The sequence below is a fragment of the Bradyrhizobium sp. HKCCYLRH3073 genome, from assembly GCF_051167995.1.
GTDB lineage: Bacteria > Pseudomonadota > Alphaproteobacteria > Rhizobiales > Xanthobacteraceae > Bradyrhizobium.
In genome coordinates, this window is the sequence record NZ_JBNPUD010000003.1 from 118,795 (window position 1) to 133,504 (window position 14,710).

General features: G+C 66.2%; 16 protein-coding genes. 9 read left to right on the forward strand and 7 right to left on the reverse strand.

Annotated elements, in window-relative coordinates; genetic code table 11:
* Positions 1-27: 27 nt before the first annotated feature.
* The 3 genes from ACQR1X_RS08200 to ACQR1X_RS08210 are packed head-to-tail and all read left to right on the forward strand — an operon-like array spanning position 28 to position 1,857.
* Positions 28-669 carry a hypothetical protein gene (locus ACQR1X_RS08200; protein WP_315800265.1) on the forward strand — a complete coding sequence of 214 codons (642 nt, stop codon included), beginning with the start codon at positions 28-30 and terminating at the stop codon, positions 667-669.
* The gene (locus ACQR1X_RS08205) at positions 656-1,279 is read left to right on the forward strand and encodes a GNAT family N-acetyltransferase (RefSeq protein ID WP_316180880.1); all 624 of its coding nucleotides are present in this window, start codon (positions 656-658) and stop codon (positions 1,277-1,279) included. Before ACQR1X_RS08200 ends, ACQR1X_RS08205 begins: the two co-directional genes overlap by 14 nt.
* A complete protein-coding gene (locus ACQR1X_RS08210) occupies positions 1,276-1,857 on the forward strand; it encodes an isochorismatase family protein (RefSeq protein WP_315800263.1) in 582 nt (193 codons plus the stop codon). Before ACQR1X_RS08205 ends, ACQR1X_RS08210 begins: the two co-directional genes overlap by 4 nt.
* A gap of 21 nt (positions 1,858-1,878) precedes the next feature.
* Here ACQR1X_RS08210 and ACQR1X_RS08215 read toward each other — a convergent pair whose 3' ends face one another.
* Positions 1,879-2,055 carry a hypothetical protein gene (locus ACQR1X_RS08215; protein WP_315800262.1) on the reverse strand — a complete coding sequence of 59 codons (177 nt, stop codon included), beginning with the start codon at positions 2,053-2,055 and terminating at the stop codon, positions 1,879-1,881.
* 28 nt (positions 2,056-2,083) lie between these two features.
* On the opposite strand from ACQR1X_RS08215, the gene ACQR1X_RS08220 reads away from it, so the two are divergent.
* Positions 2,084-2,251, forward strand: a complete 168-nt coding sequence (locus ACQR1X_RS08220) for a hypothetical protein (RefSeq protein ID WP_315800261.1) — start codon at positions 2,084-2,086, stop codon at positions 2,249-2,251.
* A gap of 91 nt (positions 2,252-2,342) precedes the next feature.
* Here the strand turns inward: ACQR1X_RS08220 and rnd are convergent, their stop codons facing one another.
* Together rnd and ACQR1X_RS08230 are read right to left on the reverse strand one after the other, a co-directional pair.
* A complete protein-coding gene (gene rnd, locus ACQR1X_RS08225; protein ID WP_315800260.1) occupies positions 2,343-3,491 on the reverse strand; it encodes a ribonuclease D in 1,149 nt (382 codons plus the stop codon).
* A gap of 399 nt (positions 3,492-3,890) precedes the next feature.
* On the reverse strand, positions 3,891-5,366 hold the full coding sequence (locus tag ACQR1X_RS08230; RefSeq protein WP_434898635.1) for a protein adenylyltransferase SelO: 1,476 nt from the start codon (positions 5,364-5,366) through the stop codon (positions 3,891-3,893).
* A 264-nt stretch (positions 5,367-5,630) separates the two neighbouring features.
* On the opposite strand from ACQR1X_RS08230, the gene aspS reads away from it, so the two are divergent.
* Positions 5,631-7,418, forward strand: a complete 1,788-nt coding sequence (aspS, locus tag ACQR1X_RS08235) for an aspartate--tRNA ligase (protein WP_315800258.1) — start codon at positions 5,631-5,633, stop codon at positions 7,416-7,418.
* Positions 7,419-7,585: 167 nt separating this feature from the next.
* Here the strand turns inward: aspS and ACQR1X_RS08240 are convergent, their stop codons facing one another.
* On the reverse strand, positions 7,586-7,681 hold the full coding sequence (locus ACQR1X_RS08240; RefSeq protein ID WP_434840022.1) for a hypothetical protein: 96 nt from the start codon (positions 7,679-7,681) through the stop codon (positions 7,586-7,588).
* Here ACQR1X_RS08240 and ACQR1X_RS08245 point away from each other — a divergent pair.
* From ACQR1X_RS08245 to ACQR1X_RS08260, 4 genes are all read left to right on the forward strand, one after another.
* Positions 7,643-7,843 (forward strand): hypothetical protein, encoded by a 201-nt coding sequence (locus tag ACQR1X_RS08245; protein WP_434898819.1) that lies wholly within the window; start codon positions 7,643-7,645, stop codon positions 7,841-7,843. The two genes, ACQR1X_RS08240 and ACQR1X_RS08245, sit on opposite strands and share 39 nt — an antisense overlap.
* Positions 7,844-8,262: 419 nt before the next feature.
* Positions 8,263-9,819, forward strand: coding sequence for an ABC transporter substrate-binding protein (locus ACQR1X_RS08250; protein WP_316215655.1), 1,557 nt, complete (start codon positions 8,263-8,265; stop codon positions 9,817-9,819).
* Positions 9,820-10,015: 196 nt separating this feature from the next.
* Entirely contained in the window at positions 10,016-10,255 is a 240-nt protein-coding gene (locus ACQR1X_RS08255; protein ID WP_315800256.1) for a hypothetical protein, read from the forward strand.
* 265 nt (positions 10,256-10,520) lie between these two features.
* On the forward strand, positions 10,521-10,964 hold the full coding sequence (locus ACQR1X_RS08260; RefSeq protein ID WP_315800255.1) for a hypothetical protein: 444 nt from the start codon (positions 10,521-10,523) through the stop codon (positions 10,962-10,964).
* Positions 10,965-11,059: 95 nt separating this feature from the next.
* Here the strand turns inward: ACQR1X_RS08260 and ACQR1X_RS08265 are convergent, their stop codons facing one another.
* The 3 genes from ACQR1X_RS08265 to ACQR1X_RS08275 form a co-directional block, all read right to left on the reverse strand.
* Positions 11,060-11,686 (reverse strand): LysE family translocator, encoded by a 627-nt coding sequence (locus ACQR1X_RS08265; RefSeq protein WP_434898636.1) that lies wholly within the window; start codon positions 11,684-11,686, stop codon positions 11,060-11,062.
* Between the two features lie 300 nt (positions 11,687-11,986).
* Entirely contained in the window at positions 11,987-12,325 is a 339-nt protein-coding gene (locus tag ACQR1X_RS08270) for a hypothetical protein (RefSeq protein ID WP_434898637.1), read from the reverse strand.
* A gap of 305 nt (positions 12,326-12,630) precedes the next feature.
* Entirely contained in the window at positions 12,631-14,607 is a 1,977-nt protein-coding gene (locus ACQR1X_RS08275; protein ID WP_434898638.1) for a hypothetical protein, read from the reverse strand.
* Positions 14,608-14,710: the final 103 nt, after the last annotated feature.

The window sequence follows — 14,710 nt, forward strand, 5'->3', positions numbered from 1 at the left end:
GTCATCAAAGCCAAGCTGGAAACATAGATGCAGAACCCCTACCGCGGAAGCACAGAATTCACGCCGCGACATCAGCTCGACGCGCTGCCGCGGACGGATCGGGTCGCGGCGCGGGCGGTCACGCTCGATCGGCTCGGTGAGCTCGCGGCGCTCGCACGCCGGGAAATACCGGGCGTTCGTGCCTCAGAACACGAGCTTGCGGAGTTCTTGCGGCACGATCCGGACTCGATCTTCGCGCTCTACCGCGGCAGGAACCTGCTCGGCGGCATCGCCTTCCTCTATCTCAACTGCTCAGGCCTCGATGCTTTGCTCCTGGATGAGTTCAATTTGAATGATCCGCCGCGCAGATTTCTGGCGCGGCCGGACGAAGACGTAGCCGCCATCTATGTCTGGGCGCTCGTCGCGCAAGGGCGGGGAGCGATCGGTCTCGGCAACGTCGCGCAGGCGCTGCAAGGCGCCAGATTTCGCGCCGCCGATTACTACGCGCAACCATCGAGTCCGGAAGGGCGCGCCTTTCTCGGCGCGCTCGGCTTCACGCCGGTGCCGAGCTTTCAGCCCGATCTCTGGTGGTATCAGCGGCCGTGGAACCGGATGCCCGAGATGATCGCGCCTTCGATCCAGTCGATGAAGGGTTTCGAACAAGGGAGCATTGCGGATGCACAGCATTAGTTCGGCCAGGACAGCAAAGACGAATCCCCGCGCGATCACCGTGCGCATCGCGCGCGATCCGAATGACCTCATGCTCGTCACCGCGATCCGCTCGGCGGTCTACCTGACCGAGCAGGATTGTCCCATGGAGGAGGAGTTCGACGGCAACGATCTGGTTGCAGCCCACTTCCTCGGTTTCGTCGGCAAGGAGCCGGCTGGATGCGTTCGTGTGCGCTTCTTCGGCGACTTCGCCAAGGTCGAGCGGCTCGCGGTGCGCCATCAGTACCGGCGCTCGCGGCTGTCGTTCAAGCTGGTTCGCGAGGCGCTCGACTATTGCAGGCGCAAGGGCTTCAAGAAGGCCTATGGCCACGCGCAGGATCGTCTCGTCGATTTCTGGGCGCATTTCGGCGCCAAGCCGCTCGGCCATAATCGCAAGCTCACATTCTCCGATTTCTCCTACACGGAGATGGTGCTGGACCTCGAGCCGTGCGACGATGCGATCACGCTCGACAGCGATCCCTACATGATCATTCGTCCGGAAGGCGACTGGGATCGGCCGGGCGTGCTCGATCTCTCGGCTGGCCGGCCGGCATCCTCGCCCTTGCACGACTTCTCCGCAGCGAGACCATGATGCCGGGCCGAGATCTGTTCGGTGCCACCGAGGCGGATCCGCCTGTTCTCGTCTGCGCCGATCTGCAGTGCGAATATCTCGCCGAGGGACGCAGGCATCTGATCGCCGATGGCGACGTCGTCATGGCGCGCTGCCGGCAGTTGATCGCGCTCTGGCGTGACAACCTGTGGCCGGTCGTCCATCTCAAGCGGATCGCACAGGCAGCCTGGTTCAACCCGGCTTCCAACCTGACGAACTGGCTTCCGGACTTCAAGCCGACCCCGGGGGAGCTCGCGTTCGAGCATCCGCTGCCGTCCGCCTACAGTTCGGCCCGGTTCGCCGAGTACATGGCGAACATGCGCAGCATGCGCTGCGTGCTGCTCGGCTTCTCGCTGGACGAGACGATCCTCTCGACGGTGGTGGACGGCTTTCACCGCAGTCACCGCTATCAGGTGATCGGAGACGCCGTCGCCTGCCGGCAGGCCTGCGCCGGCGACGCCGCCTTGTACAAGTTGGTTGTAACCAAGGTGATCGGCAATTTTGCCGGTGTCCTCGACGGCGCCGAGCTTATCGGCGCTGGCGGCCGGCTCGCGGTGTGACCGCGGCGGCTATTGGCGGTATCATCCTGAGGCGAGTCGTTCGGCCAGATCGATAATCATACGACGATCGGCCGGATCACTGATCTTGTTGAACGCGACGACGAGGCGAAGGGCCTCGACGACGTGCAGGTCGACCGGATTCTCGCTGAGCAGCCGCAGCAGCTTCTGTTCCGGCGGTTCGCAATTGTCTTTGCTCACGCGGCAGCTCCAGGACCGAGACCACGACATGACCCGAGAGGAAGAGCTCAAAGAGCTGGCGAGCAGCCTCCGGGCAGCCATCGCGAAGGCGCGCCAGCTCAATCTGCCGACCAGCGTCTACATTCTCTCGATGGCTCTGGTTGAGGTGTCCCAGACAATCGAGGCGGAGTTGAGGGGGCAGACCAGCGCCGAATGATTGGCGAGATCATGGACACCCGTGCCGCCTGCTGCAATCAACTCGGCAGACTCGGGGAAGACGCGGCCGGCCATAGCCGCTGCGACGCCCATCAGGCCCGGTCGACCCGGACGACGCGGCCCTTCTCGATGGCGAGCGCGAGCTTGCCGTGCTTCAGCGCCAGCGCGGCCTCGCCGAACAGTTCGCGGCGCCATCCCTGCAGCGCAGCGACGTCGGCATTGTCATCGCCGGCGATCTGCTCGAGATCATCGACGGTGGCGATGACCTTGCTCGCCACGGCGTGCCGTTCCGAGGTCATGCGCAGGAGGACCTTGAGCAGCTCGACGATCGCAGCGCCATTGGAGTTGTTGCGCGGCTTTTCCAGCTTGGGCAGGGCGGCGAGATCGCGCGCCAGTCCGCGCTGCACGGCGGCAACGATGTCGGAGCCCCATTTGGAGCGCTCGAAGCCCTTGGGCAGCGAGCGCAGATTGCCGAGCTTCTCGATCGTTGTCGGGGCATGGGTGGCGATGTCGCCGACGGCGTCGTCCTTCATCACGCGGCTGCGCGGCACGTCGCGGCTCTGCGCCTCCTGCTCGCGCCAGGCCGCGACCTCGATCAACACGGCCAATTCCTTCGGCTTGCGGACGCGGGTCTTCAGCCGCTCCCAGGCGCGCTCGGGGTGGAAGTCGTAGGTCTTCGGCGAGGTCAGGACCTCCATCTCCTCGCTGACCCAGTCGCTGCGTCCGCGCTTCTTCAGGTCGGCATCGAGCGCGGCGAACACGTCGCGGAGATGGGTGACGTCGGCCTCGGCGTAATGCGCCTGCTCCTTGGTCAGCGGCCGGCGCGACCAGTCGGTGAAGCGGTGGGTCTTGTCGGGGCGGTGGCCGGTGATGCGCTCGACCAGTTGGTCGTAGGCGATGCTGTCACCGTATCCCAGCACCATCGCAGCGACCTGGGTGTCGAAGATCGGGTGCGGCACGATGCCGGCGCGGTGCCAGATGATCTCGATGTCCTGGCGGGCGGCATGAAAGACCTTCAGGACCTTCTCGTTCGCCATCAGCTCGAAGAAGGCTTTGAGATCGATGCCCTCGGCCAGCGCATCGATCACCACGGCCTCGTCCGGGCTCGCCATCTGCACGACGCAGAGCAGGGGATAGTAGGTGGTTTCCCGGAGGAACTCGGTATCGACGGTGACGACCGGGTGGCGGGCGAGGCGGGCGCAGGCGGCTGCGAGGTCCGCGGTGGTGGTGATCAAGTCCATGAACGATCCATGACGAGGCTCTTACGCCGTCGTCCGAAAACGCTGACAAGTCAAGGGTGTCGGCAAAGGGTAAGGGACGAAATTCGTCTCCGCTTGTCGGCCCAATCCGCCCCGAACGCAAGCGCCAGTGTCTCGGCCGATCGCTCTATGGTTGATGATGGGCGGGCAGGGGGCCGGTCAGTGATGCCGGACGCGGCCCGCGGGCCGGCGCGCCGAGGGCACAGCGAGCACGATCAGGCACAAGGCGATCATCGCCAAACCCATGAATTCGAACACCAGCGCGTCCACGTCTCAGACCTCCCCGACTTGTTGGTTCAACTTGTCGGGGCTGCGTTGATCGTTTCTTAAGGACCCGGGGCGCTGTCAGGGCGATGGTGGACGCGAGGTTAAGACTGCGTGTCAGGTGCCGCAGAACGTCTGCAACACCTGCTCCTCCGGCTGCGGCGGATCGGCATAATCAGCCCGGTCCGGCTGGTCGTCATAGGGCCGGGCCAGCACCGCATGCAGCTCCTCGAACGGCGCGTAGTCGTCGTTCTCGACCGCCGCCGTGATCACCGCCTCGATGCGGTGGTTGCGCGGGATGAAGGCCGGATTGACCTTGCGCATGGCCGCGCGCCGCTCGGCCGGGCTCTGCGGTTCCTCGGTCAGGCGCTGCTGCCAGCGCGCCGCCCATTCGTCGAACCCGGCGGGATCCTCGAACAGCGAACGGACCTCGCCGAGATCGCCGTTGCCGGCGGCGTCGCTGAGACGGCGGAACGTCAGCGTGAAGTCGGCCTTGGCCGCGGCCATCGCGTCGAACAGCGCCTGCGCCAGCGGCTGGTCGCCCTCGGCTCGCGTGAACAGGCCGAGCTTGCGCCGCAGTCCCGCCTGGTGGGCGTCGGTGAACTCCGCGGCGAAGCCGTCGAGTGCAGCCTCGGCTTCCTTGATCGCCTGGTCCTTGTCGTCCCCGAACAGCGGCAGCAGGCATTCGGCCAGCCGGGTCAGGTTCCACAGCGCGATGCGCGGCTGGTTGGCGAAGGCGTAGCGGCCGAACTCGTCGATCGAGGAAAACACCTGCTTGGGGTCGTAGGCGTCCATGAAGGCGCAGGGGCCGTAATCGATGGTCTCGCCGGACACCGAGGTGTTGTCGGTGTTCATGACGCCATGGATGAAGCCGATCAGGAGCCAGTCGGCGATCAGCTTGGCCTGCCGCGCGATCACGGCGTCGAGCAGGGCGTGGTAGGGCCGCTCGGTGCCGGCGAGATCCGGATAGTGCCGGTGGATGACGTGGTCGGCGAGCCGGCGCACGGCGTCCACGTCCTGGCGGGCTGCGAAGTACTGGAACGTGCCGACCCGGATGTGGCTGGTGGCGACCCGGGTCAGCACCGCGCCGGGCAGGGCCGTGCCGCGATAGACCTGCTCGCCGGTGACGACCGCCGCCAGCGACCGGGTGGTCGGGATTCCCAGCGCCGCCATCGCCTCGCTGACGATGTATTCGCGCAAGACCGGCCCCAGCGCCGCACGGCCGTCGCCGCGGCGCGAAAATGGCGTCGGGCCGGAGCCCTTGAGCTGGATGTCGCGGCGGACGCCGTTGCGGTCGACGACCTCGCCGAGCAGGACTGCCCGGCCATCGCCGAGCTGCGGCACGAAGTGCCCGAACTGGTGGCCGGCATAGGCCATCGCAATCGGCTCGGCGCCCTCGGGCACGGTCTTGCCGGCCAGGATCGCGGCGCCCTCCGGCGTCTCCAGCTCCGTCGGGTTGAGGCCGAGCTCCTCGGCCAGCGGCCGGCTCAGCTTGATCAGGCGGGGCGCCGCGACGGGGGTCGGCGCCACCCGGGCAAAGAAATTGTCCGGCAGCGCGGCGTAGGAATTCTGGAAGGGGAAATGCACGGTCATGGCTCCAAGATAGGCCCGCTGAGGCCGCTTTTCGAGCCCAAACGGCTGCCAGATGAGCGTTTCAGCGCCAGCTCAATTCGGCGGCAGCGCGGCCGGTTGCTCCGGTGCGCCGTGGAGGCGGCCTTTTCCGCAACGAGGCGGAAAAGGGGCCGCGCATGCGGTTGCCGCGCCGGGGCGGCTCGGCTAAACCCTGCGCGCATTCGGCAACGCGCCCTTGCGGCTGCGCCGATTCCCTTTTCCTCACGACGACCATTCAGGACGACCATGCATCGCTACCGGACCCACACCTGCGGCGCGCTCCGCGAGAGCAACATCGGAGAGACGGTCCGGCTGTCCGGCTGGTGCCATCGCATCCGCGACCATGGCGGCGTGCTGTTCGTCGATCTGCGCGACCATTACGGCATCACCCAATGCGTCGTCGATCCGGACTCGCCGGCGTTCAGCCTCGCCGAGAAGCTGCGCTCGGAGTGGGTCGTGCGCATGGAGGGCAAGGTGCGCCGCCGCCCGGCCGGCGCCGACAACAAGAGCACCGACAATGACGATCTGCCGACCGGCAAGATCGAGCTCTACGTCTCCGACATCGAGGTGCTCGGCCCCGCGGACGAGCTGCCGCTGCCGGTGTTCGGCGAGCAGGACTACCCCGAGGACATCCGGCTGAAGTACCGTTTCCTCGATCTGCGCCGCGAGAAGCTGCACCAGAACATCATGACGCGCGGCGCGATCATCGACTCGATGCGCCGGCGCATGAAGGAGCAGGGCTTCTTCGAATTCCAGACCCCGATCCTGACCGCGTCGTCGCCGGAGGGCGCGCGCGACTTCCTGGTGCCGTCGCGCATCCATCCCGGCAAGTTCTACGCGCTGCCGCAGGCGCCGCAGCAGTACAAGCAGCTGCTGATGATGTCGGGCTTCGACCGCTACTTCCAGATCGCGCCGTGCTTCCGCGACGAGGACCCGCGCGCCGACCGTCTGCCGGGCGAGTTCTATCAGCTCGACGTCGAGATGAGCTTCGTCGAGCAGGAGGACGTGTTCGCGGCGATGGAGCCGGTGATCACGGGCGTGTTCGAGGATTTCGCCAAGGGCAAGCCGGTGACCAAAGGCTGGCCGCGCATCCCATTCGCGGAAGCGATCCGCAAATACGGCTCCGACAAGCCCGACCTGCGCAACCCGATCGAGATGGCCGACGTCTCCGAGCACTTCCGCGGCTCAGGCTTCAAGGTGTTCGCGCGCATGCTCGAGGACCCCAAGAACCAGGTGTGGGCGATTCCCGCACCGGGTGGCGGCAGCCGCGCGTTCTGCGACCGGATGAACTCGTGGGCGCAGGGCGAAGGCCAGCCAGGCCTCGGCTACATCATGTGGCGGGAGGGCGGCGAGGGCGCGGGTCCCTTGGCGAACAACATCGGTCCGGAGCGCACCGCTGCGATCCGCAGCCAGATCGGCACCAAGGAAGGCGACGCCGCCTTCTTCGTCGCCGGCGATCCCGACAAGTTCTGGAAGTTCGCAGGCCTCGCCCGCAACAAGGTCTCCGACGAGCTGAACCTCGCCGACAAGGATCAGTTCAAGCTGGCCTGGATCGTCGACTTCCCGATGTACGAGTACAACGAGGACGACAAGAAGGTCGACTTCTCGCACAATCCGTTCTCGATGCCGCAGGGCGGCCTGGAGGCGCTGCAGACCCAGGATCCGCTGACGATCAAGGCGTTCCAGTACGACATCACCTGCAACGGCTACGAGATCGCCTCCGGCGGCATCCGCAACCACAAGCCGGCGGCGATGGTGAAGGCGTTCGAGATCGCAGGTTACGGCGAGCAGGAGGTGGTCGACCGCTTCGGCGGCATGTACCGCGCCTTCCAGTACGGCGCCCCGCCGCATGGCGGCATGGCCGCCGGCGTCGACCGCATCGTGATGCTGCTGTGTGGCACTACGAACCTGCGCGAGATCTCGCTGTTCCCGATGAACCAGCAGGCCATGGACCTGCTGATGGGTGCCCCGTCCGAGGCTTCGACGAAGCAGCTCCGCGAGCTGCACATCAGGACCAACCTGCCGAACAAATAGGTCGGCAGGGCTCGATGTAGGGTGGGCAAAGCGGCCGCCACCAGGCGGCAGCGTGCCCACCATCCATCGGCGCATCCGCCGCGAGATGGAGGGCACGGCGCTCCAGCAGATTGCCGTGAGGAGAGAGCAGGGCAGCGCCTTTGCCCACCCGACGGCAGTGTTCTCCCTTATGCCACCGAACGGCCCGGCGGCATCCGCGTCAGGACGTCGTCGCGGCGTACGGCGTGATGAAACAGTGCGGCGGCGACGTGCAGGGCTACCACGACCCACGCGATCCATTTGCCGACAAAATGGTGGATCGCGTCGACCGGCGGCTCGAACGCCTCTCAGGCGATCCCCGAGCGCGTCTCGATCCAGCTGAACAGCGCAATCCGTCTCGGCTCGTCGCTATCGGCCCCGAGCTGCGGCATGTCGTCGCCGGTTAGGACGTCACGCCGGTGCAAGATGACCCAGCCTTGAAGGCGTCGCTCCGTATTTGATGTTCTCGCGTTAATGCTGGTTAACACTGCGAACAACTTCGTCCGGGCCTTCGATTGCGTCGAGGCGGCTCCGGATGCGCTCTCGCGCATCGCGCCGAGCTCTTCGAACGGCCACAGGATCGGGCCGTCGTGCCCCGCGGCAAAGTGTTGATTCTGAGAACTAATCGATGGCGCCGGCTGTTAGTTCGGCGCGTTGCGAGACCCAACGCAGAACGCGATCGAGCAGTGCGGCTCGCTATGAGTTCCAGGCGACAGCGATCAGTCGAATGGCGGTTGCGGTGTTATGCAACCTGTCCTTAATAGAAGCCTGTCTGACTCATGTAGTGAACATAGCCAACCAATCACAAGAAGACGGATAGTTCAAAATGACCGTTCGCTGGTGTGCGCTCCTTCTCGGAACCTGCTTCTTCGTCCCTGCCGCCTCTGCTGTTCCCATTTCCCCCGATGTCGTTCGTGATCTCGCCGCCCGCGTCGGTCCGGTCGTCGGTCAGGCCGCGACGTGCCGCGAGATCGCCCAGGGACGCGTCCAGACCATCATCGATCAATTCAGCGAAGTGATCCGCCAGGGCTCTTCGAACGGCGGCGAGCGCGATGGGCTCATCCGCACCTTCAACAGCTACATCGCCGAGGGCCGCGGCCGGGTCGCGTCCTCGCAGGTGAACTGTCAGACCGCAGAGCGCCAATTGGCAGAGCTGGAGCGGTCGCTCAGCCAGCAGCAGTCGGCGGCTCCCTCGCTGTCCTTCGCGCTGGCTCCCTCGACCGCGGCCGCTTCGACGCAGCCCACGGCCAACCTGCCGCCTCCGCTTCCGCACGGCGTCAGCGATACTGAGATCCGGTTCGGCACCGTCATCCCGTTCTCTGGAGTCCGCAAGGAGTCCGCGCGCCAGATGAAGCTCGGCATCGAGACCGCGTTCGCGCGCGCCAACGATGCCGGCGGCATCAACGGCCGCAAGCTGCGGCTGATCGCTGCCGACGACGGCTATGATCCGACGCGGACGCTCGGCGCCATGACGCAATTGTACGAGAAGGACCAGGTGTTCGGCTATATCGGCAACATGGGCACTGCGAACAACGCGGTGGCGATTCCCTACGCGCTGGAGCGCCGCGCGCTGTTCTTCGCGCCCTATAGCGGCTCCGCCGTCGTCCGCCGCGATCCGCCGGACCGCTACGTCTTCAACTATCGTGCGAGCTACGCCGAAGAGACCGCGGCGATCGTGCGCTACCTGATGAAGGTCAAACGCATCCCGGCGAAGCAGATCGCCGTGTTCGCGCAGAACGACGCCTATGGCGACGACGGTGCCAACGGTGTCGCCAAGGCGTTCCGCGCGAACGGCATCAACGATCCGATCATCCGCTACGGCTTTCCGCGCGGCACGCTGGACGTCGACGAGGCCGTCGGCAAGCTGAAGGCGCAGACCAAGCCGCCGATCAAGGCCGTGATCATGATCGCGACCGACCGCGCGGCGGCGAAATTCATCGAGAAGACCCACGAGGCGGTTCCAGGGCTGATCTACGCCAATATCTCGGCGGTCGGATCGTCATCGCTCGCGGCCGAGCTGAAGCTGCTCGGCTCGAAATACACCAACGGCGTCATCGTCACGCAGGGCGTTCCCTCGGTCGCAGGCTATTCGAGCCTGGTGCTCGACTACAAGACCGCGCTGGAGAAGTACTTCCCGGGCGAAGCGCCGGACTACACCTCGCTCGAGGGCTTCATCTCGGCGAGCATCCTGATCCAGGCGCTGAAGCAGACCACGCCGCTCGAGACCGAGCGGCTGGTCGATACGCTGGAGTCGATGCAGAGCATCGACCTCGGGCTCGGCAGCAAGCTCTCCTTCGGACGCGCCGAGCATCAGGCCTCTCACAAGATCTGGGGCACCGCGCTCGACGAGACCGGCACCTATCAGGCGATCGAGCTCGAATGAGGCGCGGAGCGGGGCGCGGCAAGACGGCCATCGCCGGGCCTTGCCGCGTCGCCCACGCTTCCCGCTGACTTCCGGTGCCGCTGCGATGAGTTCGGGCGGACACGGCTGCGGCCTGCCGTCCTGGGCTCATGGTGAGGCGGAACAGTTGGCCGGATTTCGGGTTGGATTGCATGCGCAACAACTGTGGGCGACTGCAATGTCCGTGCGAACACAGATTTCGGCGATGATCTTCATGATGGTTCAGGCTGTGCTGTTCGGCGCGGGAGTCCTGACCATTCTCCTCACACCGCTGAGCGACCACGCGATGATCGCGATGCCGGTCATGATCGCATCGAGCGTGGCGCTGGCCGCCATTCTCTCCTGGCAGATCGCACCGCGGCTACGTGCGAGATACTGGCGGCGGCGTGGAACCACCCACGACCTGATCTCGGGTTGACGCGGGACGCCGGGCTCCGGACGGCAGCTACAACGCTGCTTTCGGACTGCTGTGCCTGGCCTTCGCCGCGGCCACGGCAACAAAGAACGGCTGCGGAATACTCAAACCGGCGTCGTTCCATCTCCCCGCCCACGATTTCACTCCGCCGCATAGGGCGACACAGCGGCGCCGCGACGGTCGTTGCGGCGCAATATCGAAAGCCGGCAATCCGTTAGAACCAACCCTGAGCCGCACGGTTAGAGAGCATTCTCATGGAGGATGAACCATGCGCGTTTCAGCAGCAGCGACCGTTCTGTTCCTGTCCTCTTGTTTCGTGTCCGCCGCAGCTCTGGCTGAGCAGGCCGACACCACGCCTCGAACGGGCCAGTCCCAAGCCGTTCCTGTGCAGCCCGAACGCACGCCCCAGCAGGCGGACCAGGCCCGGGAGCGCGAGCGGCAGAGCGCCGAAGATACCAAGGTGAACCGCGATTGGACCACGCAACAGCGCGACGACGATCGGATGGGCATGGATCGCATGCGCCAGCACCGCATGGGCCGCATGATGGACCAGGACATGGACCATCGCACCACGGGAAGGAGTTCGCGCATGCAGCGCGACGACGACATGGATCGCCGTTCAAGCAGCTTCGACGAGGACCGGCCGTATCGCCGTATCAAGATCTGCTACGAGTACGAAAATGGCGACGAGTTCTGTCGCTACCGTGACTAGGTGAGGGCGGTTGCGACAGCATCGGCTGATGAGGCACCGACCGCACCGCTGCCCGCGGGCTCGCTTCCTGACAGCGAACGAGCTGCTGGTTTGCGTCAGCTTGCGCGGCGTGCAAACAGCAGCGCGCCGCCGAGGCCGCACATGACGGCGCCCGACGCCTGCCGCATCCGCGTCACGAGGCTCGGGCGCGTGACGAGACCGTGCCGTGCTCTGGCGGCCCAGAACGTCACGACCAGGTCGACGCTGGTGTTGAATGCGACCGAGATCAGCCCGAGCACGATGAACTGCGCGGCGACGTGGCCCGTGGGATCGACGAACTGCGGAATGAAGGCGAGGAAGAACGCCGCCGTCTTCGGGTTGAGCGCCTCGACGACGATGCCCTCGCGGAAGGCGCGCCGGCTGCCGGTCGTCGTCACCTCGGCCGGCACTGCGACCCGCGCCTCACGCCAGGTCTTGATGCCCAGCCAGATCAGGTAGAACGCGCCCGCGATCTTCAACACCGCAAAGGCCTCAGCGCTCGCCATCACCAGCGCCGACAGCCCGACGGCGCCGGCGGTCACGTGCACGAGCCCTCCGAGCCCAAGCCCGACGCTGGACGCCAGCCCCTCGCTCCGCCCGCCGGCCAGCGTCCGCGCCACGATATAGAAGATGCCGGGGCCGGGCGTCAGCGCGACGATGAGTGCGGCGGAGAGGAACAGGAGGAAGGTGGGGAGGTCGGGCATGACGTTCGTATTATCACCGCAGGCGGCCCTTTTCAGCAGAAGGCCGATGCGATCGATCATCCTTCGGTGCGAGTGGCGCGCGTAGCCGGCAATCAAGGCCGCGGTCGAGCGCCAAACACAACTGTCGTCCCGGCGAACGCCGGGACCCATACCGCGTGATCTGTCGAGGAACCTGACTGATAGTTGCCGACAGGGCCGAGACCAGCCCGACGGGCAATCCCCGCAATCCCGCCATGCGCAATCTGCCCGTCGTGTTAGTTTGACGCAATCATTCCGCTTGCGCCGTCGGGCAAATCACCTTCACATTTCCGGCCATCCCGCCTCGATGAAGAGGGACGGTTCGCGGTCGTCACGAGGCGTGAGGCGGGGAGGCGGTGGCTGCATCGTGCTCGCAACGTGCCGATAGCGCGCGTGGACGAACGGCACGGTGCAGACGGTCAAGTCGTGTGGTCCTGACACCCCGATGCTGGTGTCAAGTTCGCGGAAGATGCCTTGCGGCATCTCGCGGATGACGGGGGCAAACAAGCCGGTCCCCGAGGAGAGCGCGAAGCAGCCGAAAAGCCCACCGCGCAGGGAATGCCGGATGTTCGGCTGAACCTGTGGTACCTGCCGCCTGCATTTTTTTCGCAGGCGGGCCATGGGTTGCGGCCAGCACCCGGCATTCCCTGCGCCCTCTTCATCTGAGAGAGGGCCGAACGACCGGACAACTCGGGCGCTCGCGCCGCGGGATCGGGGACGCGCGTGGCTCGCGAGTTGACTTGAATGAGGGATGCGAAGAACGCGGACGTTCATGGGACAAAGGCCGTCCTCGCCATCGTACCGGTGTCAGCCCCGTGCACAAATCCCATCGTTGTCATTCCGGGCTCGCGCTGCGCGCGCCCCGGAATGCGTAATGACGGAGGAGAGAGGCTGGGACTCACTCTCCCCTCACATCGCGGCTCAAGTCACGGCGCGGTCTGGGCCTCGATCTTGAACTGCGCCAGCGCGCTCGGCGGGTCGATGGCGATGAGCTGGGCGAGCTGCAGGGCTGGGACCTTGGCGCGCGGCGAGAGCTTCAAGGTGAAGGTCTGGCGCGGGATCTGGACGAAACGGCTGATGGCCTCGACGGCGCTGGCGACATCGATGTTGTCGGCGGCGACCTGGGCACCGATCGCCTTGATGCTGTCGACCAGCGCCTTGCGCGCGGCATCGCGCGTGATCGCATGACCGCGCGCGTAGTTGGCGACGAGCACGTCCACCGCGCCGAGATCGCGCAGGGTCAATTCCAGCCCGCTGGCTTCGATCTGCGCCGCCGCCGTGGTCGCCTGCTGCAGGTCGATGGTGAAGACGTCGCGCGGCACCTGCGACAGCGACACGTTGGCGGAGGCCGCGATGAGGTTGCTGACCTCGAGCTTGAACGGCTGGAGCGCGAACGCACCCGAGCTCTCGGTCCAGCCGAGGCCGAGATCGGCGTCGAACGCGGCGGTGTCGATGCCGGCGACGAGGAGCGGCAGCAGCGCCGGATTGGACGCATCCAGAGGTCCGGCCATCTTGGCCACCAGGTGCGCCTGGGTCGGGATGGGGCCGACGAACTGGCCCCAGTCGAGGCTGAAATTGTCGATCTGCACCGGCTTGGTGCTCGCCTTGTAGGAGGTCGTCAGCCCCTTCAGCTCGATGCCGCCGATCAGCTTGAACAGCGCCAGGGCTTCGGCCGCACCGGGCTTGGCGCCGGGCACGGCGAATTTGGCGGTCTGGCGCAGCATACCGCCCATGTCGAAGCGCTTGACCGCGAAGCGGCCGAGCTTGACCGGTCCGTTCGGGGTCCGTCCGTCGAAGCCCTCGAACGCGACGTCGCCCTTGCCGTCGTCGAGGTCGAACCGCGTCAGCGCGACCTTGACCGGGCCGTCGGGAGTCTCGACCGCCAGACCTCGGACCTCGACGTTCTTGAACAGGACGCCGTCATAGATGCTGGCCACCTTGTCGATGAGGTCGGGCGTCATGGCGCTCGTTCGCGGCGAGGTCGGCGTCAGGGCAGCGACCAGCGCGGGCAGTTGGATGCGCGACGGCCGCACGCCGAACTCGTCCATCGTCAGGGCGTCGATGTGCATGCGCATGCCGAGATCGGACGTGATCTCGTAGAGGCCCATCCCGGCGGAGCCGCTCAGGCGGATGGCACGATCGTCCTTGGCGGACTCGGTCGCGAACAGGGCGACGATGGCGTTGACGTCGATGTCCTTGGTCACGATGTCGAGCATGCGGCCGCGCACCGTCTCGACCTTGCCGTTCGGCGGCTGCGCCGCCGTGCTGAAGGTGACTTCCTGGATCTTGTAGTTGTCGATGCGGCCGCCCTTGATGCCGTCCACCACCAGCCCGGAATAGCCGAATTCGGTCGGCCCGACCGCGGCGCCGCCTTCCATCGTGCCGGTGACCCGCGGCACCGTGGCCGAGGTGGCGCTGACGGTGGCGAGCTGTTGGGCGAGGGCGCGGGTGGTCTCGAGCGCACCCGCCCCGGCCGGGATCGCCGCGAACCGCGCCGGGCCGGCGTAATCCTTCACCACCAGTTGCGGCAGCTTGTAGCTCAGGCGCAGCGGCGAGGGGCCGGGGATCTGGCCGGCCATGGCGATGTCGCCGATCTCGATGCTGGCGGCCGTGACATGCTCGGAATCAGGCTGGCTCAGGCCGGTCGCGGTGACGGTGCCAAGCGTGACGCTGGCCGGCGGCTGGGTCGCCGATTCCAGCTTGACGTCGGCGATTGTCAATTTGCGGCTCCACAGGTCGAAGGCGACCTTGCCATGGGTTGCCGTGGCGCCACTCTGCCGGATCTGGGCAAAGCTCGCCTCGACCTCGCGCTCGGCGCGGCTCTGGGCGTACCAGGGCACGCCGACGAGGCCAGCGACGGCCAGCGCGACAGCCGTGAGAATTCCGATCACGATACGGGTCATTTGATGTGCTCCGCCCAAGGCTTAGGCAGCAAGTGGTGATGGTCTCAATGAAATCGATGGAGTAGGGATGTGCTTCTGCGAATTGGGGAATCGCTGGCCCGGG

What these genes read in the sequence shown, in the direction of transcription:
- ACQR1X_RS08200 (WP_315800265.1), top strand. Translation starts at nt 28, where the DNA reads ATGCAGAACCCCTACCGCGGAAGCACAGAATTCACGCCGCGACATCAG.
- ACQR1X_RS08205 (WP_316180880.1), top strand. Translation starts at nt 656, where the DNA reads ATGCACAGCATTAGTTCGGCCAGGACAGCAAAGACGAATCCCCGCGCG.
- ACQR1X_RS08210 (WP_315800263.1), top strand. Translation starts at nt 1,276, where the DNA reads ATGATGCCGGGCCGAGATCTGTTCGGTGCCACCGAGGCGGATCCGCCT.
- ACQR1X_RS08220 (WP_315800261.1), top strand. Translation starts at nt 2,084, where the DNA reads ATGACCCGAGAGGAAGAGCTCAAAGAGCTGGCGAGCAGCCTCCGGGCA.
- rnd (WP_315800260.1), bottom strand. Translation starts at nt 3,491, where the DNA reads ATGGACTTGATCACCACCACCGCGGACCTCGCAGCCGCCTGCGCCCGC.
- ACQR1X_RS08230 (WP_434898635.1), bottom strand. Translation starts at nt 5,366, where the DNA reads ATGACCGTGCATTTCCCCTTCCAGAATTCCTACGCCGCGCTGCCGGAC.
- aspS (WP_315800258.1), top strand. Translation starts at nt 5,631, where the DNA reads ATGCATCGCTACCGGACCCACACCTGCGGCGCGCTCCGCGAGAGCAAC.
- ACQR1X_RS08250 (WP_316215655.1), top strand. Translation starts at nt 8,263, where the DNA reads ATGACCGTTCGCTGGTGTGCGCTCCTTCTCGGAACCTGCTTCTTCGTC.
- ACQR1X_RS08255 (WP_315800256.1), top strand. Translation starts at nt 10,016, where the DNA reads ATGTCCGTGCGAACACAGATTTCGGCGATGATCTTCATGATGGTTCAG.
- ACQR1X_RS08260 (WP_315800255.1), top strand. Translation starts at nt 10,521, where the DNA reads ATGCGCGTTTCAGCAGCAGCGACCGTTCTGTTCCTGTCCTCTTGTTTC.
- ACQR1X_RS08265 (WP_434898636.1), bottom strand. Translation starts at nt 11,686, where the DNA reads ATGCCCGACCTCCCCACCTTCCTCCTGTTCCTCTCCGCCGCACTCATC.
- ACQR1X_RS08270 (WP_434898637.1), bottom strand. Translation starts at nt 12,325, where the DNA reads ATGGCCCGCCTGCGAAAAAAATGCAGGCGGCAGGTACCACAGGTTCAG.
- ACQR1X_RS08275 (WP_434898638.1), bottom strand. Translation starts at nt 14,607, where the DNA reads ATGACCCGTATCGTGATCGGAATTCTCACGGCTGTCGCGCTGGCCGTC.